The organism is Pseudomonas lundensis, assembly GCF_015377145.2.
GTDB classification, from domain to species: domain Bacteria; phylum Pseudomonadota; class Gammaproteobacteria; order Pseudomonadales; family Pseudomonadaceae; genus Aquipseudomonas; species Aquipseudomonas lundensis.
Genome location: NZ_CP062158.2, coordinates 1007271 through 1029057 on the forward strand (window position 1 = coordinate 1007271; position 21787 = coordinate 1029057).

The following is a 21787-nucleotide window of genomic DNA, read 5'->3' on the forward strand; positions in this document are numbered from 1 at the left end:
ATGCTTGCCGCTTTAAAAAAGCTGTTCCGGGAATGGAAAAGCCTCAAGGCCTTCAAGCGGTTATCTGCTAAAGACCGGAGCATTGTCATTTATTCGGAAGGGCGCGGTTATTGGTCTTACTTTGAGCCGATCTACGTCAGTCTGCAGGCCCGGCATTCACAGGATGTGGTGTATGTCACTTCTGCTGAGAATGATCCGCTGTTGCTCAATCCTTTACCCGGCATGCGCGCTTTTTATATTGGCGAAGGCAGTGTGCGGACCCTTTTTTTTGCGACCCTCGAAGCCGACGTGTTGTTGATGACTATGCCGGATCTTCAGAGCTTCCATATAAAGCGGTCCCCGTTTTCTGTGCATTACGTGTATGTGCATCACTCAATTGTGAGCACACACATGATTTACAGAGCGGCGGCTTTCGACCACTTTGATTCAATCTTGTGTGTGGGACCGCATCACATCGACGAGACCAGAGCACGTGAAGCGGCCTATGGGCTGAAACCCAAGGCGTTGATCCAGCATGGGTACGGACGACTTGATACGCTCTTGAAAGAACGCAGCCATGCACTGGAAGGCAAAGACCCTGGGCATCCTGTGCAAGTACTGGTTGCACCTACGTGGGGTGAAAACGGTGTCCTCGAACGTCATGGCATTGATGTCATACATCCGCTGATTGAGGCCGGTTGCAGAGTTATACTGCGGCCTCATCCACGGACTCGTAAGCTGGCTGCGCAAAAGCTGGAACAGATTGCTGAGCACTACCGCGAAGAGCCTTTGTTTAGTCTGGATGAAGACGGTGATGGACGGGCGTCGTTGTTGAGCTCTGATCTCATGCTCAGTGACTGGTCAGGTGCTGCTTTGGAATTTGCCTTTGGGCTTGAACGACCGGTCATCTTTGTTGATGTACCGCGCAAGGTATTAAATAACGACTATCCTGCGCTGGGTCTTGAGCCGCTCGAAGTGCAGGTGAGAGAGCAGTTGGGTGTTGTGTTGTCGACTGACCGCTTGGAGCAAGCCGGTCAGTTGGCCCATGAGATGGTCCAAAATTCGAAGAAATTACGGGCCTCAATTTGCGCTGCGCGTGAACGTTGGATTTTTAATTCAGGTACAAGCGGTGAGGTTGCTGCAAACTATCTGATTTCTTTGGTGAATGGCAGGGGTGAAGGGTTGTGAAAAAAATTGATGCTTCTTTGGTTGCGTTAGTGTGTCTGGCGTTATTGCCAATCAATGCATTTGCCTACCTGGATCCGGGTACTGGCAGTGCGTTGTTGCAAGGGATTTTGGGAGCCGTTGCCGCCATTGCGATGGTGTTGAAGTTGTACTGGCACCGTTTGTTGCGTGTGTTGGGGCTGCGTAAAGACACGCTCAAAAAAAACAAGTCTGAAGAAGAAGTTTAACGTCCTCTATGCTTAGCCCGCTAATGCTGTAAATCAGCAATAGCGGGTTAATGTCTTTTTAAGTATTTAAGAACACCTTCTCTCATGCCAAATTATCAAAATAAATACCTTAGCCTCTTGAGTGCATGGTTGCTTTTGCTGTGTGCTTTCAGTGTGACAGCCAATGAATCGCAAGGTATTTCGTTAAAAAATAACAGTCTTGACATAACCTTCGATCTGTCTACAGGAAACGTTGATCACTGGCGTCTTCCAGGCGTTAAGAATGCTGACGACCAATTACAGGATATGGCAGCGCCCACGGGGCAACTTTTTGCGTTACAAGGCCAATTGGCTGGCAAGCCATTGCAGGAGTGGGAGCAACTTGCGCAAGGATGGACTTTAGAACAGCAGACTTCGCAAGAGGTTGTACTCAGCCTTAAAAGCCCCCAGTTGCCTTTTGTTCTGAAGAAGACCTGGCGGTTGAGCGAGCACGCATGGCGTGCAGATTTTGATGTAAGTCTGGAGTTGCCTGCGGCCCATCGTGCAGACGGAGATCACTTGGAATTACAAGTTGGGCCGGGTGTTGGAGAAAAACCCGTCTCCGGACTGGGAATGGGGCAAAGCATTTATTCCTTCACCCAGCTGGTCTACAACACCGCGCAAGGTGTGTCGACAGTCCGGCTAGGAGGTGAAGACGAACCCAGCCAGTTCTCATCCAGTTCGCTTACCGACTGGGACTGGGTAGGGTTGGAGAGTCGCTACCTGGCTATGATTTTAGTCCCAACGAAGGCATCGCAGAAGCCATTGCAGTGGACAGCCAAAGCGCCTGAGCAGTCTGAATCGAAACAGATGCCAGCCAGTTTTTTAACGTCAATTTTTATTGAATTACCCATCGAGCAATCGCAAGAACTTTCCACGCAAACCTACAGTTGGAATGTATTCGGTGGGGGTAAAGCCTACGGCGCTTTAACGGAGGCGAATCCGGATCTGGGTGGGGTGTTGTTTTCTGGTTTGTGGGACTGGTTACGCGGGCTGAGTCTGTTCATTATGAAAGTCCTGCAGTTCATTCATGCAGTGATAGGCAGTTGGGGTTTGTCAATAATACTGCTTGCGGTTTTAGTGCGGCTGGCAATGTACCCGATAGCTAAAAACGCCATGACGGCACAAAAAAAATTCGCAATGGTTCAAGCACGTCTTCAACCGCAGCTCGAAGATATTCGTCGTCGCTATAAAGGCGGTGAACAAAGTGAGCGTATTTTAGAACTGTACGAAAGTAACAATGTAAGCCCGCTAGCCGGAATGAAGCCGCTGCTGATCATTTTGATTCAAGTGCCTGTGTTTGTTTCTTTGTATCACTTGTTAGGGCAAACATTTGAACTGCGCGATGCTTCTTTCTTGTGGATTAAAACACTGGCAGAGCCGGATCAGTTGTTCTCGTGGGGTATCGATTTGCCTGTGTTGGGCGCCTACTTTAATTTGCTACCAGTGCTGATGGCCCTTACGACGCTGTTGAGTATCAAAGTGGCCTCGGCCTCCGGAGCAAAGACTTCTTTGAAACAAACAATGACGTCATTGTTGATGGGGTTGGGTTTTTTCGTTCTGTTTTATTCCTTTCCAGCAGGCATGGTGCTGTATTGGACATCGGCCAATATTTTGCAAGTGCTGCATCAAAAAATAATAAAGGCTGAATAAATTATGTTAATTGAACAGGCTATTAGCAGCCGTCTAGAGACGCTTAAGCCAGAGCCGATTGCAGAGGCATACTTTGACACGGCCTGCGCGTTAAAAACGGTTGCAGAAGCATCAGTATGTGCTGAACACGCGCTGGACACACTAGAGTTTCTATCCAAGCGTGTTGAGATTTCGCGCGGACTTTACGAGAGTTACTTGTCAACGGGGGGGAGGGCGACGCACCGCTGGTTAGATGTTCCGTATCTAGAGTTGGCGCTTCTTCTTCTCGTCAGGGACTTCTTACGTCTGGAGCAGGCGGGGCAATCTGTTGTAGCGCTTAAACGTTTAAATGCAGTCCTTAAGTTGTTGGCGTTCATCAATACGCAATCAAGTAAAGTAAGTGAAGATTTAGTTTCGTTTATTAATGCTCGGGCGGATCAATTTCTAAATGGGTTTTCAGCGTCTAGCACGTCAGAAACACCTTCCCAGTTGTCGCCTGTTAAACCACTGTTAAAAGAGCTGGATGTTACGGTTTTGTTTTGGGAAGGTCCGATAGCCCGAGCTTATTTGGCAACGCTTAAAGGGATGGGTTTAAAACCCAAAAAAATCATTCACCTTATCTCCGCAAATGATCTCGCCAGCGCAAAGCCCATCGGCCGTTTCTTACCGGGTACAGCGAGACTTGCGTACGCTCACTATCGCCAGAAAAGCAGCATCCATTACTGGTCGCGAGCCTTGCAAATAAAGGAGTCTGAACTTTTCAACAGCCTAAAACGGAGTATCGAATCTTCACTGGGGTTTTCCGATGCAATTGTTGATGAAGCCTTGGCAGTGAAGGATTTGAGGACGTATTCGTCCTCGATTGAAAAACTCATGATAAATGGCTTGAAGGACAATGCCCTGCACAGTTATTTGGCCGCACTGCCTGAGACCACCTTGTTGTTTACGGGGGGCGGCATTGTGCCCAAAGCACTGTTGGACATGCCACATCTGAAGTTTGTGCATGTTCATCCCGGCTATTTGCCTGATGTGCGGGGAGCCGATTGTGCATTGTGGTCAGAATTGGTTAAGGGACGAACCTCCGCGACGTGTTTTTATATGGCGCCCGGTATAGATGATGGCGATATTATTCAGGCTTCATACTTACCCGTGATTAATATCGATGTCAGTCGTTCTGGTAAAGATTTGAAGACGTTGTATCGAGCAACGTATGCGTTTGTAGATCCGTGGTTGCGTGCTCGTGTATTGCGCGAAGCCATCATCAAAACATTGGGTTTTACGGATGTGAAGGCTGTTTCGCAAAACGAAAGTTCAAGCATGACCTATCATTTTATGCATGAGCGGATACAGGACGCAGTATTTGATCGAATGTTCAAAGCTTAACGTTGTCATGCTGTAGTCGTATTGTGCTGTTTCGCCGCTTTGCCACCGTCCGGCAAGGCGGTCTTTCAAAAGAGTGTCTGTTTAATCCAGCGGGTTGTACGACTCCGCGCCTGTGCGATCCATTCCGCAATTCATAAAGCTGAATTGTTATCGCGCTTTTTCTTTTGCGACAGCCGGATCATGCACCTTGTTCGAGGTTCTGGTTCTATGCTGTAGCGGCAAAGTAAAACCTGTTTATTTAATGACCGGCGGGGAAAGTGATGAACATGGTGAAGCGTGATGCTCAGCCTTCTGCAGGCACAGTTCTTGAGTTTTGGAAAAACGCAGGCCCAAAACAGTGGTTTGCCAAGGATGCAGGGTTTGATAAGCGGTTTCGTGATGCGTTTTACACTGCGCACTTTTACGCCGCGCGGCGGGAGTTGGAGCATTGGTCTGCGGCGCCTGACAGCGCGCTGGCGTTGTTGATTTTGCTCGATCAATACCCGCGCAACGCGTTCAGAGGGACGGCGCATATGTTTGCCACTGACCCCTTGGCGCGGTTTTACGCGCGGCAGATGATCGATGGCGGGATGGACAGGCAGGTGGCCGCTGATCTGCGTATTTTCTGTTACTTGCCGTTCGATCACTCTGAAGACCCTGTCGATCAGCAGCTGTCGTTGCAACTGCATCAAGGCCTGGAGCCCAAGGATTTCAAATGGGCCAAAGAGCACGCAGACATCATCGAAACATTCGGCCGTTTTCCTCATCGCAATGAGGTGTTGGGGCGGGTGACGACGCAGGCTGAGCGCGCTTATCTGGAGAGTGGAGGCTTTGCGGGGTAGGTCGTCCTGTTGTGTTACAGCGGCAACACACGGTCATGGATGACCCGTTTCATCACCAGTGTCGACACCAGGCGCTGTACGTTGGGCAATGCGCTGAGGTGTTCGTCGTAGAGCTGCTGGTAGGCCGGCAAGTCTTTGGCGATGACGTGCAGCAGGTAGTCCGGGTCGCCGAACAGCCGTTGGGCTTCGACGATTTGCGGGATGTCTGGCAGTGCAGCCTCGAAATCGGCTACGGCTTGACGCGTGACTTCGCGCAAGGTCACGAACACCATGGCCGAAAAGTTCAGCCCCAGCTCGCTGGGCGCCAGCACAGCCCGATACCCCAATATCACCCCGGCTTCTTCCAGTGCCCGCACCCGACGATGGCACGGCGACAGGCTGAGGCCCACGCGATCAGCCAATTCAGTGAGAGAAAGCCGGCCATCGGTGTGCAGTTCAGCAAGAATCTTTCGGTCAATTCGATCCACTGAGAAGAACCTTCTAATTGTGTGGCGCTGGTCGGGGATAAACGCAAAGTAATCCTAGCAGCATTTACTTAATCTTCTATCGGTCGGTTTTGCCACGAGCGGCCTCAGTCGTCTGGCTTGCCCTTTAACCCTGTTTGGCCCCTAGAAGGTGCTTATCTCGTGACTCTCAGTGTTCTGGCCGCGTTCTGGGCGGTGTCGTTCCTGTTCATCATCACCCCTGGCGCCGATTGGGCGTATGCCATCTCGGCGGGCATGCGCGGCCGTTGGGTAACGCCTGCGGTGGCAGGTTTGTTGTCGGGGCATTTACTGGCGACGATCATTGTCGCGGCGGGCGTCGGCGGGTTGATGGCCAGCAATCCGATGATTCTCAAGGTGCTGACCGTGGCTGGGTCGCTGTATTTGTTCTGGCTTGGCGTGGGGATGCTCAGAAACCCCGCAACCCCGGTGTCCGGAAGCGTTCAGGTGGCGGACTCCTGGTCACGTTGGGCGTGGAAGGGGTTGTGCGTCAGCGGCTTGAATCCGAAGGTGTTTTTGTTGTTTCTGGCGCTGTTGCCGCAGTTCACCGACCCCCTGTCGACATGGCCAGTGCCTGCGCAGATCGTGGCCTTGGGCGGGCTGCATGCGGTCAGTTGCGGCGTTGTGTATTTATTGGTTGGATTCGGCGCCCGAGCGGTGCTGCAAACTCGGCCCGGCGCAGCGCAACGGGTCAGTCAGACCTCGGGCGCCATCATGATCCTGATTGCCCTGATATTACTGACCGAGCAGATGCTGTAATCCATCGCTGCCCGTGTGTCAGGGCAGCGAGGGTGCAGGGCTTAGAAGTCTGCCTTGAGCGACATAACGACGTTACGCGGTTCGCCATAGAAGTTGCCGAACCCTTCAGTGCCGATACTGGCGTAGTAGCGTTTGTCGAACAGGTTGTTGCCATTGAGCGCCACCGACCAGGTGTCATCAATGCGATAGCCAATGCGCCCGTTCCATACCGCGTAACCCGCTTGGCTGACGTCGTTGCCGCTGATGGGCGACACGCGGTAATTGCTGCTCTGCGCGTTGACGCCCGCCCCTAACGTGACGCGCTCCAGGGCGCCTGTCAGTGCGTAATCGGCCCACACCCGCAACAGGTGGCGCGGCACGTAAGAGGTGTAGGCCAGGCCTTTCTGATCGGGCTGGGCGTCTTCCAGTACTTTGCTCTGGGTGTAGGTGTAGCCCGCCAGCAGTTGCAGGCGCTCGATAACTTCGCCGCTGATTTCTGCCTCGAAGCCCTGGGCGCGGACTTTACCGGAGTTCAGTGAGCAACTGCTGTCCGGGCACAACGGATCATCTTGCGCGGCATCGTTTTGCACGGTGCGGAACAGGTTAAAAGCGCTGTTGAGGCGTCCTTCGAACCATTCGCCCTTGATCCCCAGCTCGTAACTTTTGCCGATTAACGGTTTGAGGCTGCTGCCGTCGATGGTTTTGTAGCCGCCTTGTGGGGTGAAAATGTCGGTATAGCTGGCGTAAGTGGTGAGGTTATCGTTGATGTCGAACAACACGGCGGCAAAGGGGGTGACTTGCCCGCTTTCCCTGGCTTTGGAGCTGACCGGGGTGCCTTCACCGCGCCAGTAGGTGGTGGAGTCGCTGTCTGATGAGTACCAACTGACCCGGCTGCCAACCACAACGGTCAGAGGATCGGCCAGTTTCAGTCGGGCGAGGCTGTAGGCGCCATATTGCTGGATGCGCATGTCCACCGGGCCGCCCCGCGAGGCATTGGCAAGGTAGTAGCCCTCGTCCGGCCGTGGCAGATGGTGATCCGGATTGAAGATATCCTGGCGCTGGGGCAGGGCCGCCACGGCGTAGAAGTCATCTTTATGCGAGCGACTGGCGTTGGCGCCCACGATCAGTTCGTGCGCTTGGCCGAAGGCATCAAACGTGCCATCGACATAGGCATCGAAGCCGTAGTCGACCTGATCGTAGTCGTAAATGCTCCCCAGCATGAGCGTGTTGGTGTGAGTAGCACCTACGGGAACAGGCCCGCTGGGGAAGGCGTATTCCATGTCCTGGGTATTTTTGGAATACACCCCGGCCACCTTGAGTGCCCAGTCGTCACTGAGGGTGTGGGTCAGGTCACCGAAGACGGTCGTGCGTTTGCTGCGCTGGTTATTCCACGCGGTATTCAGGCAGGTGGAGCGTTTGAGCTTCAAGTCGCTGCCGTCGGCATAGCGCGGCAACCCACCCCAGCACGGGGTGGCATCTACGTCTTCATACGCCAGGCCCAGGCCGAGCGTGGTGTCCGGGGTGAGGTCCAGATCAAGGGCGCCGTAGTAAATCTGGTCGCGGCGTTCAGCGACGTCATAAAAATACTGGCGGGTTTGTTGGGCCATTACGGCGCGGCCTCGCAACGTGCCGGACTCATTCAAGGGCCCGCCGGTGTCCACCAGGCCGCGATAGTTGTCCCAATTGCCCGCCGAGAGCGAGAGTTGCGTGTGCGGCGTGTAGCCGCCGCGTTTGCGCACAAAATTGACCCCGCCCGCCGTGCCGCCCGCACCCTTCATCATGCCAGCGGCACCGCGCAACACCTCAACCCGGTCATAAATTGCCATGTCGCTGTTGAAGCTGTCGGCCTGTACGTAGCTGCTGCCGATGTCCAGCGGCACGCCGTCGTACTGATACTGGCCGCTCATGCGAAATCCGCGCGAGTAAAAGTACTTACCGCCCATGGGAGAGTCGTACACGGTGATCCCGGGGACTTTCTCCATGACTTGATCGATGGTGTTGAGGTTTTGGTCATCGAGCATTTTGCGGGTGATCACGGTGACGGACTGTGGTGTTTCTTTGAGGCTGTGTGAACCCTTGCCGATGGTGACCGCCTGGGCCGTGTAAGACCCGGAACCTTCAGTGGTGGCGTCGCGGCTTTGCTCGACGACGCGGGTGACCCCCAATTGTAGGGCATCGCCGTTTTGCGGAGCCGGTTCGACGCTGAAGTTGCCCTGGCCCGTGATGCGCAATTGCAGACGGCTGCCTGCCAGTGCCGCGTCCATCGCCTGCTCGGGCGACATGCGCCCTACCACAGCCGGTGCCTGTTTGCCCTGCACGAGGGCGGGTTCAAGGGAGATGATGTTCCCGCTCTGGCTAGCAATCGCATTGAGGGTAGTGGCCAAGGGGCCAGCCGGAAGGTTGAAATTCACGTCTTGCGCCTGAACCAGTGCAGGGCTCGCCACCGTTGCCAGAGCAACGGCAACGCAGAGGGCGTTGGGCCACGGGTTGATCACAGCATTCTCCTGATCGTGTGAAGGTGTCAGGAGATAGGTGGGATGAGAAATGAAAACCGGACACAAATACGATGAATGTTCAAAAAGAAAACATCACTCTCATCGGGCGCTGATCACGGTCAGCCATGGGCTGTAGTGATCCACGCGAATGGCATGGGTTTCTGCCAGTGCGGCGAATGCCCGCTGGGGATCGTTGAGCGGATACACGCCTTGTACGCGTAATTGCCGTACCTCGTGCGCCACGCGTACGAAGCCACGGGTATAAGGCCTCAACGCATCCACGACCTGCTCCAGCGGATCATCCAGCACGTTCAGCCTGCCGCTTTGCCAGTCGGCGCGCTGGCGTTGTTCACCAGGCACCGGGGTGATGCGGTCGGCATGCAGCAGCGCTGACTGGCCTTCTTGCAGGTTAAGCGTTGCGCCGTTGGGCAGGCGGGTTTCAACGGCATGCTGCAGCACCACCACACGGCTGACTCCGTGCTCTTGAGACACCAGAAAGCGCGTGCCCAAGGCGCGGACTTCACCCTGCGCCGTACGCACCCGCAAGGGCCGTTGTGGATCGGGCGCTACCTGAATCACCAGTTCGCCGCGGCGCAAGATGAGCAGGCGTTGAGCGGCATCGAAGTGCAGGTCCACGGCGCTGTTGGCATTGAGGCTCAGGTGGCTGCCATCTGCCAGATTGAAGTCTTGACGTTGAGCGCGGCCCGTTGACAGGTCGGCCAGCAAGGAAACACCAGACGGGCTTTTTGCGCCGAGCCATAAACCGCCGCCCAGTACTCCCAGCCCTGCGATCATGCGCAAGGCGTCACGCCGCGTGGTGTGGGGGTGAAGCAGGACCTTGCGGGCTTCGCTGGCCTGGCCGGGTACGCGGTTATCCAGTGCGCGCAATGGGTTGAACGAGGCGCCGATGCGGTTTTGCAGCGTGGTCCACGCCTGCTGGTGAGCCGGGTCGTGATTGAGCCAACACGTGAAGCGTTTGAGCAGATCCGGCGTGGGCGTCTCGGCGCGCAGTTTGACCATCCAGTCAATCGCCTGTTCGCTGATCGGGTCCAGTTGCGGCTTGCTCATTGGCTGGCCTCGCACAGGTAGCACATGCGCAAGGCTTGCTTCATGTAGCGGCTGACGGTGCGTTCTGAAAGCCCCAGCTTTTGAGCGATGGCCACGTAGCTCAAACCGTCGAGCTGGCTGTAAAGGAATGTGGCTTTGACCGCCATCGGCAAGCCGTCGAGCGCGCGGTCAATGGCAATCAGTGCTTCGGTCAGTTGCAGTTGTTCTTCTGGCGAGGGGGCGACGGCTTCCGGCAACAGCGCCAATCGCTCCAGATAGGCCAGTTCCAGCTGGCGTCGCCGGTGTCGATCGAAGATCAGCCGCCGGGCAATGGTCGACAGGTAAGCACGGGGTTGCTCAATGCTGTCCGGGTCCACTTGGGCCGCCAGCAACTGGCAAAACGTGTCCGCCGCCGTGTCCTGTGCGTCGGCGTGATTACGTAAGCGGCGCTGAATGTGTTGCAGCAACCAGCGATGATGATCGCTGAAAAAGAAACCCAGCTTGCTGGTCGAAGGAGAATGCACCGGTTGGCGTCCAGATGTGAGTGCGAATAGTTCTCAATAGTAGCGGCGAGATGATGGCCACTGCAATCACTGCGTGCGCGGATGCATACACAACGGTGTCGGGTCGTGATTGGAGAGACGCCGCGGGTGCGGGCATAATTGGTCACTGACATTGTTTGCAACATCTGACTGGAGTCGCCCATGAAATCCCCCGTCTTGCCAGGCCTGGCCCTGATTATCGCTGCCGGAATGATGAGCTCAGCGGCCGTCGCAGCGGGGGATGCTGAAGCGGGCGGCAGGTTATTCACGAAAATGTGCGCGGGTTGCCACAGCATCGGCAAAGGCGCCCGGGGCGGTTTTGGCCCGCAACTCAATGGCGTGATCGGACGGCCTGCCGGGGCAACCCCCGACTATCAATACTCCGACGCCATGAAGCATTCAGGCGTGGTGTGGACCAAGGACAAGCTGGCGGCCTACATCGAAGCGCCGAAGAAGGTCGTCAGTGGTACGCGCATGATTTTCTGGGGGATCAGCGATCAGGAAAAAATCGACAACCTGCTGGCCTATCTGGAGACCTTTCAGGACGCCGATCACTGAATGTCTTTCAAGTAACTCGTGAGGTGAGTCAGCGGCGCGCCCATTTGCCCCAGGGTTTGAGCCTGTGCGAAGGCGGTGGCGAGCTTGTGCAGTTCGCGTCCCAAGGGCTTTTGTGTGCCGCCTAACGCGTTCAGCGCCTGGCTCAGACAATCCGCCACTTTTGCCTGAATGGCAGGGGCGTCGTCTTTACGCACCAGCAATGCAAACACTTCGCGCTGATAGTCATCCATCACCGGGTCGTCACGCAGAATCGGGCTATGACCGTCGGTCTCATAGACCAATTTCAGAGAGAAAAGGGCGACAGTCTCCAGCGACGATTCCATGTTGGGATTTCCTGTTAGAAGGTGCCGTATGGCAGCGTTCACTTTTCTGCAGGCGAAAAAAAAGACCTTGAATTTCAAGGTCTTTTTTTAAGATGGTGCCCGAGGGAGACTGTAGTATTCCAGTAAACTCAAGGCCTCCAGAGAGGTTTGCTGTTCCGGGATACACGCAGGGATACATGATCACGTTTGCTGCCCTAGTATGAGTCGTCTCGACAGCACCATTCAAACCTGTCTTCAAACTCTACCCTGCATCGTCTGACTGGATTGCTATGCCAGGGCAGGGGATATGCGGGCGACGACGCGTGTTAAGTATCCGCAATCAAGGCTGCATTCAGTGCCTGTCCAAGACTTATTATCAAACGCGCTTGTCGGGTGTATTCGGCCTCTAACGTAGGCCGAACCCACCGCTCGGTAAAATTTTCACCGTCATACTCAAAAGCAGAAAACTTCAAACCATGTGATGACGCGGCTTCGCCCGTGAGATCCAGTGAGTAGGGGGTAGTGACGATGCTGCGATGCTTCGAGTGATTTGTTAGTGCCGAGAGGTAGACGAAAGACTCGTGTTCAACAAGCTTTTTTAGTTGCTCCTTGACCGTTCCTTCTGGCAGCCGTTGGGAGACGGTACGGATCCCAATACGATGTGCGTCCAGAGTCTTTCCCTGATCTAGATTCATGCCGTATGCGTAATACAGGGTGTGGGCAAGGATATCGGCAACGCTGTGCATGCTCTGAACGCAGGCGGTGACGTGAGCGGCAGCTTGAAAACTCGCCCACCTGAACTCGCTGCTTGCATCTTCATCGGCCCCCATAATAAGGAGCATGATTGCTAGGTCACCATCATGTGCGCTTGTTGCTTCCTTCATTACGCGGAGGGATTCGTGATAGTGATAACTGGCAAAGTTTCTTCGCTGCTCAATTGAGTCAACTGACGGCGATATCGCTTTGCGTTGGCTTCGTCCATGACGGCTTTCAACTGCTGCCCTCAGCTGATTCAGATCCCATTGAGGCATGTGGCAAATCCTTGCAGTGTGATGTGTGATCCATATTGCCCGTTGACGATGGCAGATCCCAAATATCTGCCGGGGCCCCTGGAGGAAAGCGTCGCACACGGGGCAGGAAACCCGCGGGATTTTTTTAGCAGCAAGGCACCCAGCTTATTGAAATTTCAATCGTTGAAATTGAAAGGTATTGAGGAAAAGAGGAGGGGGGGATTTGGCACACCGCACGGTCCCGGATGTGTTGCTGATAGTGAACACCTAGGTGAGTCAACTGGGTCAACCGGTCAAGTGTGGTCAACAAACTTTGAAACCCAGCCACTAACGATTTCGCGCGGGTTTCCTGCCCCGTGTCTCCTCGAAATGCCCAGGGGCCCCAGCTGCTTCTGAGCCATAGTGCAAATGCACTGGTGAACCAGCAGTTCACCCGGTTCACCTGTTCACTAAGCTGTGCACTTTTCCTCTAACACAATCGCGCGGGTTTCCTGCCCCGTAACTGCTTGAGGTCCTCAGGGGCCCCCTCTATTTGGCATCTAGAACTACCTCGCTTTATCGCTGGAGGAATCATTATTTTGGGGGCAGCGGGGGTACTCTCAAAAACTACGTTACGAGTGTTACAGGTGTTTCATTATCTAATAACTCATTGTTTTTTAAGGACTTAATGTGAGTTACACCGTTCAGGGTTGTACTCATAGATGCATGTTACAAAGGCAGTTGGTGTTACATGTAATTAACTCTTGGATTGGTTGCTATCGACCATGCGTATGCTCTGTCATAAATTGCGCAACGGCTAAAGCAGGATGGCTAAACGGCATCAGTGCATGCTAAATAGGCGGCAGCGCACACTTGGCACGTTTGATGGGGAAGGGAATGCAATTTGTTACTGACGGACCAGACATCCCAGATGAGCTGCTTCAGGCTCATGAGGAAGGTCGCGTAGTGTTCTTTTGTGGAGCCGGTATTTCCTATCCCGCAGGCTTAACCGACTTCAAAGGTTTGGTAGAGTTGATCTACAAAGAAGCTCACGATGAGCTTGGCGGTGCAGAAGAAAAAGCCTTCAATAATTACCAATTCGACGCCACTCTTGACCTGCTCGAGCGTCGAATAAACGGAGGTCGGTTCGCCGTCCGACAAGCTCTTTGTAGAGCACTAAAACCTAACTTGCGTAAGAAAGGTGCCGTCGATACACATGCTGCATTGCTGAGACTCGCCCGTAGCCGGAGTGGCACACTTCGTCTAGTGACGACAAACTTCGATCGCATTTTCGATAGCGCTGCAAGAAAAAACAGCCAGAAATTTCAGTCCTACTCGGCTCCGATGCTGCCTATTCCTAAAAATAGTCGCTGGGACGGATTGGTCTACTTGCATGGTGTATTGCCCAAAGTTCCTGACGAGGCGAGCTTGAACCGTCTAGTAGTCACAAGTGGCGATTTTGGTTTGGCCTATCTTGTTGAGCGTTGGGCGGCAAGATTCGTCAGTGAACTCTTTCGCAATTATGTCGTTTGCTTCGTCGGATATAGCATCAATGATCCCGTTCTCAGGTACATGAGGGATGCGATAGCTGCCGATAGAATGCAAGGTGAGATCACACCAAACGCATGGGCCTTCGGCTCGACCTCTACAGGGGAAGAGAAAGCAAGAAAAGATGAGTGGGAAGCGAAAGGTGTAACTCCAATACTCTACAACGTACCGGCTGGCACCTACGACCATTCGGCGCTGCACTTGACGCTCCAGGCTTGGGGAGAAGTGTATAGAGACGGAGTAATGGGTAAGGAACGCTTCATCGTTACCCATGCTCAAAGTCGCCCATCGGCCAGCACTAGACAAGATGACTATGTAGGTCGAGTGCTTTGGGCTCTTTCTGATAAATCTGGATTACCAGCTCGTCTTTTTGCCGACTTTAACCCCGCGCCTTCGTTGGATTGGCTAGACGCTTTTGCCGATTCCCGGTATCGCCATACGGACTTGAACCGGTTCGGCGTGGCGCCACGAAATGAGCCCGATGCAAAACTTGAATTCAGCCTCGTCCAAAGGCCGACGCCGTACCCGCTTGCGTCTCCCATGTCGCTGGTATCTGCCAGTGACTCAGGTTCTCAATGGGACGATGTTATGGGTCATGTCGCCCGTTGGCTGGTCAGGCATTTGGATGACCCTGAACTGCTTTTATGGATAGTGCAGTGCGGCGGTCGAATTCATCATCAATTCCGGTGGTGGATTGAAGAGCGTTTGAGCTTTTTTTCTCGACTGAAGAGCGGTGAGCAGGATTCTGAGTTGGGCGAAATTCTACGAAATGCTCCGAGAGCAAAACCCGGTCGGTTGATGCAAATCTTATGGCGGCTTTTGCTAACAGGCAGGATCAAACAGCCATGGTCTGGCTCGGCCCTCTATGAGTGGAAGGAGCGTTTCAAGCGGGATGGGCTGACTTTGACTGCACGTTTTCAGTTGCGTGAACTACTGGCACCGATGATTGCTCTATCGGAACCCGTTCGTTGGGATGGAGAGTCCGATCAGACGTCCGTACCAAGGAGGATTCGTGATCTTGTGGATTGGAAATTAACCCTGGCAGCTGATGATATTTATTCGGTATTTCGTACCTTCGAAAGCAATCGATGGATTACGGCGTTGCCACTGCTGCTAACAGACCTCCAACAACTGTTAACAGATGCGCTGGAGTTGCTTCAGGAATTGGGCGAAGCCGATGAGAAGGTTGACCGATCTCATTGGGATCTGCCATCGATAGCGCCCCACGCCCAAAATCGCAAAAATCGTGATTGGGTAGCGCTGGTCGAACTCTTGCGGGATTCATGGTCGTCGGTTTATGGAACAGATATCGCTCGTGCCCGCCAGATAGCGCAGGAGTGGTACACGCTTCGGTTCGCGACCTATAAGCGTCTGGCGCTGTTTGCTGCCAGCCACGAGGGCTGCGTCGCGCCTGATCAATGGATCGACTGGCTTTTGACAGATGATGCATGGTGGCTTTGGTCGGTCAGCACAAAGCGTGAAATGTTCCGACTGATCGTGTTGCAAGGACGCTTCATGGCTCCTACTGATAAGACTAGGCTTGAGGCGGCGATCTTAATCGGTCCACCACGACAAATGTATAAAGAAAATCTGGAGCCCCAAGCATGGAAAGAACTTGTTGACAGTAACGTATGGCGCAGGCTCGCTAAGCTGCAAAACTCAGGAGTCTCGCTAGGCGACGCAGCGACTGCACGCCTGAAAGCTTTGTCACGTGCCCACCCCAAATGGCGCCTTCCTTCCAATCAGAAAGATGAGTTTGTCCAATGGATGAGCATCAGTGGTGAGCCCGATGATGACGAAACCCCAAACGTTGATGTCGCTCCAAGTAAAAGAGAGAAGTTGTTTCAATGGCTTAAATCCCCACCCTCAGAGTCATGGGATTACGAAGACACGTGGCGTGACACTTGTCGAAGACATCCACTGAACGCTATGTACGCATTACTGGATCTGGCTGAAGAGGGAATATGGCCATCCTACAGGTGGCGGCAAGCCATTCAGACTTGGGCCGAAAAAGGTCGCACAAGAAGGTCGTGGCAGTATGCCGTTCCTTGGATATTGACCATGCCGGACGACCTTCTTGCAGAGATAGTCCACAGCGTAACGTATTGGATCGATGCTGTGTCCAAGGTCATCAGTCATGACGAATCGATCCTGCTGAAATTATGCGGGCGCATTATGGCTCTGGAGCTCGATCCAAAGTCAGGAATAACAAGCAACGGCGCTCCATTGAACGATCCAGTGACCGATGCCATAAACCATCCGATTGGGCACATTACTCAGGCATTGTTGAATCTCTGGCTTGGCAAACAACCCAACGATAACGATGGTCTGCCTACTCAGATCAAAGATTTTTTCACCAATCTGTGTGATACCACGATAGAAAAATATCGACATGGCAGAGTGCTCCTTGGTTCGAGGTTAATCCTCCTATTTCGTGTTGATCGTGCTTGGACAGAATCATTTTTACTTCCTTTGTTTGACTGGACTAATTACCCATTTGAAGCAAAGGGCGTATGGGAGGGCTTCCTGTGGTCTCCGCGCTTATATCGCCCCCTATTGCTGGCATTCAAAAATCAATTCTTGGATACAGCCAAGCACTATGACGATCTGGGTGAGCACGCCCAGCAATATGCAGCTTTTCTCACCTATGCAGCGCTAGGCCCGCTTGAGGGCTACACCGCTAAAGAGTTCAGGTCTGCTTTTAAAGAGTTACCTATCCGAGGTCTCGAGGACTCTGCGCAGGCTCTAACACAAGCGTTGGAAGGTGCCGCCGAGCAAAAGGAAGTCTATTGGGAAAATCGTGTTCTTCCGTTTTGGCGAGATGTCTGGCCGAAATCAAAACAACTCGTAACCCCAGCGATAGCTGACTCACTAGCAAGCTTAGCCATTGCATCTGGCAAAGAGTTTCCAGCAGCTTTGGTTTTAGTCCAGGATTGGTTGTTGCCCATACGGCATCCACATTCTGTGCTTCACGACATGAATGAAAGCTCCGTTTGCAGCGATTATCCGTCTGACGCATTACTACTACTTAGCCTCACAATAGAGGATCAATCATGGATTCCATCGGACTTAAAATCCTGCCTTAGCAAAATTGTCCAAGCGGAACCTAAACTCAGCGACGATGCCAGGTACCAAAAACTCATGGAGGGCTTGCGCCGTCGCGGAGGCTGATTCCGCTATGAGGAAACGGTCTAATCGATTCTGTGGGGTTTTTGACACTCTGGTGTTCATACCCAATTAAGAAATTTAATAATTTAAGACTTGGTGGGGCGCAAATGTTTAATTCAATTCAGCCGCTAGATATTTACAATAAAAACATAAATATCCTCATAGGGTCCGGGGCTTCGGCTGATCTGTTTCCCACGCTTGGACTTCAGATAAAAAATTCAAAAAATGAATTGGAGTCTATTGAGACCCTAGCAACGCATTTTGAAAATGATCCAGAAAAAAAGACAGCGCTATTTATGCATTATTACAATACATGCATATGTCCAGCCCAGAGATTTGATCCGGATCTTATTGATGATGAAGATGGTTTGGTCAACCTGGAAAGTTATGAAGCCTTTTTGAAGACGGTATTAGGGCTGCTAGATAGAAGACAGGATGCCAATAGGAAAGTTAATATCTTCACCACGAACTACGATGGGTGTCTAGCTCATGCGGCAAATAAAATCCTGGGGGAGGGTTCTTACGACTTTGTAGTGAATGATGGAGCAGCTGGTTTTTTTAGCAGGTTTTTGCATGCAAAAAACTTTAATACATACCAGTGTCAGACCGGAGTTTTTGAACGTACGATTTATAGTATTCCACAAATAAACATCATAAACCTACACGGTTCAGTGTATTGGTATAAAGATGATGAAAAAATCAAGGTTGACTATCAAGCTGAACGCGACAGCATTCTTATGCCCTCTATGATAAAAAAGATAGAGGGTTTTTCAAATTATCTTACGACCAAAGGCGGTACGACAGCCGGCATTCCAAACGTCGACTATACAAGTACACAGATTGACCGGTTTTGGGTGAAATACAAAAAACTTCCAATTGTAAATCCCACGAAGTGGAAATTCCACGAAACTGTATTTGAAGAGCATTACTATCAAATGCTAAGACTGCTGAGTTATGAATTGGAAAAACCGAACTCTATACTAATAACTTTCGGGTTCTCCTTCGCTGACGAGCATATCCTCAAGCTAATTCAACGATCTCTTTCAAATCCACAGCTGCAGACATTTATATGTTGCTATAGCGATAAAAGTGCCAAAAGCCTTGCGAAGGACTTTCGCCTCTGGAGGAACGTTACTATTATCGGGCCGCCAGTAGGGGAGAAGCTGAATTTTGAAGCTTTTAATAAGTATATTTTTTCGCTGAAGCCTCAAAAGTACGTGCCGCCAGAAGTGGAGGATTTGGTGTGAGTTTAGTTATTGGTGAGGTGATTTCAGTATCTGGAATAAAGATTACATTAAGAATTTTTGAGGATTCCAATCATGAGTCAATTTATCACAATGGGGTGAAATATCGCGGAGTATCATTGCGAGAACACATCAGTATACAAAGAGGCTTCATTGATATTGTATGCCTTGTAGAGGGCGAGTATCTTGATGAGCGAAAGCTGGATGTTGATAGTGACAAAACTAGTTATATCAGGAAGGTTGACGTAAAACCAATTGGCTATATTGTTGATGAGAGATTTTGTGAGGGCGTAAAATACATGCCTATGATAAGAGACAAGGCCTCACTTTTAAGCGAGCCAACAGTAGCTCAGATATATGGGTCTACCGAAGGGTTTGAATTCTCAATTGGTTCAATGCTCAAAGAAGATGTAGCCATCAGCCTGCCTTGGACTCGACTATTTAATAGCCATTTGGGGATTTTTGGAAATACTGGTAGCGGCAAATCAAACACCCTGGCAAAGTTATATACTACACTTTTTGAAAATAAATCTAGCGCATTAAAAAAAGCAAAAAGTCAATTCATTATCATAGATTTCAATGGGGAGTATACTGGAGATCAAATTCTTCCAGCGCTTGAAAAGAAAATTACTATTCTGGATCAAAAGCAAAAGGGTGATAGGTTAAAAGTTGAATCTTCGCATTTCTGGGATTCCGAGACACTGAGTTTGCTATTTCAAGCGACAACTAATACGCAGCAACCATTTCTCAGGCGCGTCCTTAATGGCCGAGAGAGATTCAAAGATTTACCAAACTCTCTTGAGTCTTACACCAAATCCGCGTTTCAAAAAGTATTCAGTTCGGCTGAGGCTAAGCCAGATGCTCTGGAGCTATGCAGGGAAATTGCAAGGATTATAGGATTGACCCTGCTTCAGAAACACCTGCGAACCATTGTATATAATGTTAAAGATAAATATTTTAGGGGTGTTTGTGGTGATTATTATAATTCTGACGGATTAGGGTTCACTAAATATATCAAGCCGCTTCTGAGTAAAATCGACCTAAGTGAAGTTGATCCGTTTGAGGAACTGGTATTAAGATCTAATATACAGTTGTGTGCAGATATCGTGAAAGGATCTGCGCAGTTTGATCATATTCAACCAGTTTTGAATAGGGCTAAATCTATGCTTGCGAGCCTTCGAAACGTTATTGATGTCGTTGATTATCCGCCGCCCCCAACACTGCTGCATGTTATATCGCTTAAAAAATGCAAAAATGATATCAAAAAAATCCTTCCTCTATTGATTGCAAAAAATGCCTACGTGCACCACAAAGATGTAGTTAAAAGTCCTCCGGATCGTACGCTGCATCTAATTATTGATGAGGCACATAATATACTTTCCGAGCAGTCGACTCGCGAGCATGAAGTTTGGAAGGATTATAGGCTCGAGCTTTTTGAAGAGATTATAAAAGAGGGGCGTAAGTATGGGGTCTATTTGTCTCTTGCAAGCCAGCGTCCAGCGGATATATCACCAACAATCGTCTCTCAAATCCACAACTTTTTTATACATAGGTTAGTAAATGATCGCGATCTTCACTTAATGGAAAATACGATCAGTACCCTCGACTACTCATCCCGCACTCTTATACCCACCCTCGCTAAGGGTTGCTGTGTGGTTACAGGGACTGCGTTTGATCTTCCTATGATACTTAGAGTAGATCCGCTCATTAAAGAGCATCGCCCAAGCAGCGACGATGTTGACCTTGAAGCGCTTTGGCATTAAAAATAAAGTGGGAGAAGAGGGTTTTCTTTCAGTTTCTCACTAGCTGTAAAGCTTGTCATCAGATTCAGGTAAGTGGATAGGTTATCCATTTAGCCAGCTATGGGGTGCAGTCCAGAAAAGGAAGTGGAAATTTATCTGTAGGTGGTCGGTATATATTTGAGTGATGCCATGTCCCCATGGCCTAGTTTGGGCTAGGGCTGTATTTGGAAGCAGAGCGCGCTCTGTTTAGATCTAGTCCCGCTGTTTGAAGTCCTGCCATAATGCACTCGTCTGTGACGTGTTTGCAGATAATATTGAACTTGGCCGTGTAATTGTATTTGCTTGATGAGTTCTACTGAATTCCCGGGGAGCCCATTTAGCCACTGTTAGCTTTAACGGGTCTGATTTTAATGTGCAAGTACGTATCTGTGGTAGGGCGTTTTAGAAAATGAAAGTCTTCAGTCTAGGGTTGTTGGAGTTATTGGCATAAACCAGCAGCTCAGACTAAAGCGGAAGCCTATTGGGCTTCCGCCTTAGGATTAGTCTCGTTTTTTAAGCTGTTGTTCTATGATGCTTATCTCTGCATTGATTGCTGCAATCGTCATAGTCTCTATTTTTGTCGTTTTTCCTGTGCTTGGCTTCACGAGGTTTATTAGTCCGTTCAGATGCGTTTTCCTGGCTTTCAAGGATTCCGAATAACTGATTTTGCTTTGTGTGGCAGTGTTCATGATCGAGCCTCTGGATGACCGAAACGACCTTGGTTCTAGGCCGTTTCAGGGATATCTGTGCTACATAGCGAGTACGTCTTCGAAGCTATGCTGATGAGACCGTTCTGAAAGATCGCTCCAGCCCCAAGGCCCGTAGTTTTCGCCCTGTCCAGGGATGTTCAGCGTGAGCATCGCCACAGGGTCGCTATAGATAAGGCGTCGAGCGGCCCAGAGTTTTCCGCCTACTTCGAGCAGAGCTAGTGCTGCAGCATTCCATTGTTCTTCAAGCACTATGTTTGCAAGGCGTGACGCTTGTTTTTCAATGTCTCCGCGCGTTTTCTGTGCCTCTGCGATGTGCAGGTCAATAGTGACGATTTCTTGCTCCAGCGCAGTAATAATCAGCTGTTGGCGACGATGATGCTCAGCGGCTGAGGTGAGATGTTTCGCAGCTTTTTGAGCGTCCTCATTAGCTCTTTTCTCCCCCTCCACATCGCCCCAAGCTACTGCTTGTGCATATGCAGTAGCGGCCTCTGTCTCGGCTTGCCGAGCTTTTGCCATATCTTCATGGGCTCGCTGACGAACCTGCTCCAAGCGCGTACTGATGCTGTTACGTTTTTGGTTTAGCTCTTCTTCGTCAGCTTTCCATGTAGTGATGGCTTCGATATAGCCAGCCATCAGGTTCTGGTGATTTGCCAGTGTTTCTCTGCGATGGATCTTCTTATCGAGCGTCTCGATATCCCGTTCACGGTAGCCGACCTCTCTTTTTTTATCGGTGATTTTGTAGCGCAAGTTGTCTTCCAAACTTTGCATCACGTCATAGTCTTCGAGTGCAGCCGCATAGGGGACTAGTTCCCGCTCAAGTGCTTCCTTCTCGAGAATTGTTTGTTCGCGGCGGTCTTTCAGTTCTTGGATCTCGTTCATTTGTTCTATCTCAATGTAGTTCGAATAGGGATTGGCTAAATGGCTGGCGAGGCCGGGAA

17 protein-coding genes are annotated in these 21787 nt (G+C 51.3%); 10 read left to right on the forward strand and 7 right to left on the reverse strand.

The genetic code is table 11. The features are described 5' to 3' along the window. The 5 genes from IF654_RS05060 to IF654_RS05080 all read left to right on the forward strand — a co-directional run bounded on the left by IF654_RS05060 (position 1) and on the right by IF654_RS05080 (position 5245). Positions 1–1167, forward strand: coding sequence for a CDP-glycerol glycerophosphotransferase family protein (locus IF654_RS05060; RefSeq protein WP_094987404.1), 1167 nt, complete (start codon positions 1–3; stop codon positions 1165–1167). Further along, positions 1164–1391 (forward strand): hypothetical protein, encoded by a 228-nt coding sequence (locus IF654_RS05065; RefSeq protein ID WP_047273817.1) that lies wholly within the window; start codon positions 1164–1166, stop codon positions 1389–1391. Before IF654_RS05060 ends, IF654_RS05065 begins: the two co-directional genes overlap by 4 nt. Before the next feature lie 84 nt (positions 1392–1475). Continuing rightward, positions 1476–3062: a membrane protein insertase YidC gene (gene yidC / locus IF654_RS05070; RefSeq protein WP_094987403.1), complete on the forward strand. Its 1587-nt coding sequence runs from the start codon at positions 1476–1478 to the stop codon at positions 3060–3062. Positions 3063–3065: 3 nt separating this feature from the next. After that, positions 3066–4424 carry a formyltransferase family protein gene (locus tag IF654_RS05075; RefSeq protein WP_094987402.1) on the forward strand — a complete coding sequence of 453 codons (1359 nt, stop codon included), beginning with the start codon at positions 3066–3068 and terminating at the stop codon, positions 4422–4424. A 266-nt stretch (positions 4425–4690) separates the two neighbouring features. Next, positions 4691–5245: a DUF924 family protein gene (locus IF654_RS05080; protein WP_194862711.1), complete on the forward strand. Its 555-nt coding sequence runs from the start codon at positions 4691–4693 to the stop codon at positions 5243–5245. A gap of 14 nt (positions 5246–5259) precedes the next feature. Here the strand turns inward: IF654_RS05080 and IF654_RS05085 are convergent, their stop codons facing one another. Then, positions 5260–5712, reverse strand: coding sequence for an Lrp/AsnC family transcriptional regulator (locus IF654_RS05085; RefSeq protein ID WP_047273821.1), 453 nt, complete (start codon positions 5710–5712; stop codon positions 5260–5262). 159 nt (positions 5713–5871) lie between these two features. On the opposite strand from IF654_RS05085, the gene IF654_RS05090 reads away from it, so the two are divergent. Continuing rightward, positions 5872–6486: a LysE family translocator gene (locus IF654_RS05090; protein ID WP_169879360.1), complete on the forward strand. Its 615-nt coding sequence runs from the start codon at positions 5872–5874 to the stop codon at positions 6484–6486. Positions 6487–6527: 41 nt separating this feature from the next. Here IF654_RS05090 and IF654_RS05095 read toward each other — a convergent pair whose 3' ends face one another. The 3 genes from IF654_RS05095 to IF654_RS05105 form a co-directional block, all read right to left on the reverse strand. Beyond that, a complete protein-coding gene (locus IF654_RS05095) occupies positions 6528–8960 on the reverse strand; it encodes a TonB-dependent siderophore receptor (RefSeq protein ID WP_194862710.1) in 2433 nt (810 codons plus the stop codon). Between the two features lie 99 nt (positions 8961–9059). After that, complete coding sequence (locus tag IF654_RS05100; RefSeq protein ID WP_194862709.1) at positions 9060–10028, reverse strand: FecR domain-containing protein; 969 nt, start codon at positions 10026–10028, stop codon at positions 9060–9062. Then, complete coding sequence (locus IF654_RS05105; RefSeq protein WP_047273825.1) at positions 10025–10531, reverse strand: sigma-70 family RNA polymerase sigma factor; 507 nt, start codon at positions 10529–10531, stop codon at positions 10025–10027. Before IF654_RS05105 ends, IF654_RS05100 begins: the two co-directional genes overlap by 4 nt. A 180-nt stretch (positions 10532–10711) precedes the next feature. Here IF654_RS05105 and IF654_RS05110 point away from each other — a divergent pair, with 180 nt between their 5' ends. Then, positions 10712–11107, forward strand: a complete 396-nt coding sequence (locus IF654_RS05110) for a c-type cytochrome (RefSeq protein WP_047281228.1) — start codon at positions 10712–10714, stop codon at positions 11105–11107. Here the strand turns inward: IF654_RS05110 and IF654_RS05115 are convergent. Both IF654_RS05115 and IF654_RS05120 read right to left on the reverse strand, forming a co-directional pair. Continuing rightward, positions 11101–11430, reverse strand: coding sequence for a hypothetical protein (locus IF654_RS05115; RefSeq protein ID WP_047281227.1), 330 nt, complete (start codon positions 11428–11430; stop codon positions 11101–11103). The genes IF654_RS05110 and IF654_RS05115 overlap by 7 nt on opposite strands. A 305-nt stretch (positions 11431–11735) precedes the next feature. Beyond that, the gene (locus IF654_RS05120; protein ID WP_194862708.1) at positions 11736–12440 is read right to left on the reverse strand and encodes a hypothetical protein; all 705 of its coding nucleotides are present in this window, start codon (positions 12438–12440) and stop codon (positions 11736–11738) included. An 855-nt stretch (positions 12441–13295) separates the two neighbouring features. On the opposite strand from IF654_RS05120, the gene dsr1 reads away from it, so the two are divergent. The 3 genes from dsr1 to IF654_RS05135 all read left to right on the forward strand — a co-directional run bounded on the left by dsr1 (position 13296) and on the right by IF654_RS05135 (position 20121). After that, positions 13296–17117 carry an anti-phage defense-associated sirtuin Dsr1 gene (gene dsr1 / locus IF654_RS05125; protein ID WP_194862707.1) on the forward strand — a complete coding sequence of 1274 codons (3822 nt, stop codon included), beginning with the start codon at positions 13296–13298 and terminating at the stop codon, positions 17115–17117. Positions 17118–17221: 104 nt separating this feature from the next. Next, entirely contained in the window at positions 17222–18361 is a 1140-nt protein-coding gene (locus tag IF654_RS05130) for an SIR2 family protein (protein WP_194862706.1), read from the forward strand. Next, entirely contained in the window at positions 18358–20121 is a 1764-nt protein-coding gene (locus tag IF654_RS05135) for an ATP-binding protein (RefSeq protein ID WP_194862705.1), read from the forward strand. The genes IF654_RS05130 and IF654_RS05135 overlap by 4 nt, the downstream gene beginning before the upstream one ends. 767 nt (positions 20122–20888) lie before the next feature. On the opposite strand, the gene IF654_RS05140 is transcribed toward IF654_RS05135, so the two are convergent. After that, positions 20889–21728 (reverse strand): coiled-coil domain-containing protein, encoded by an 840-nt coding sequence (locus IF654_RS05140; RefSeq protein ID WP_194862704.1) that lies wholly within the window; start codon positions 21726–21728, stop codon positions 20889–20891. Positions 21729–21787 lie beyond the last annotated feature (59 nt).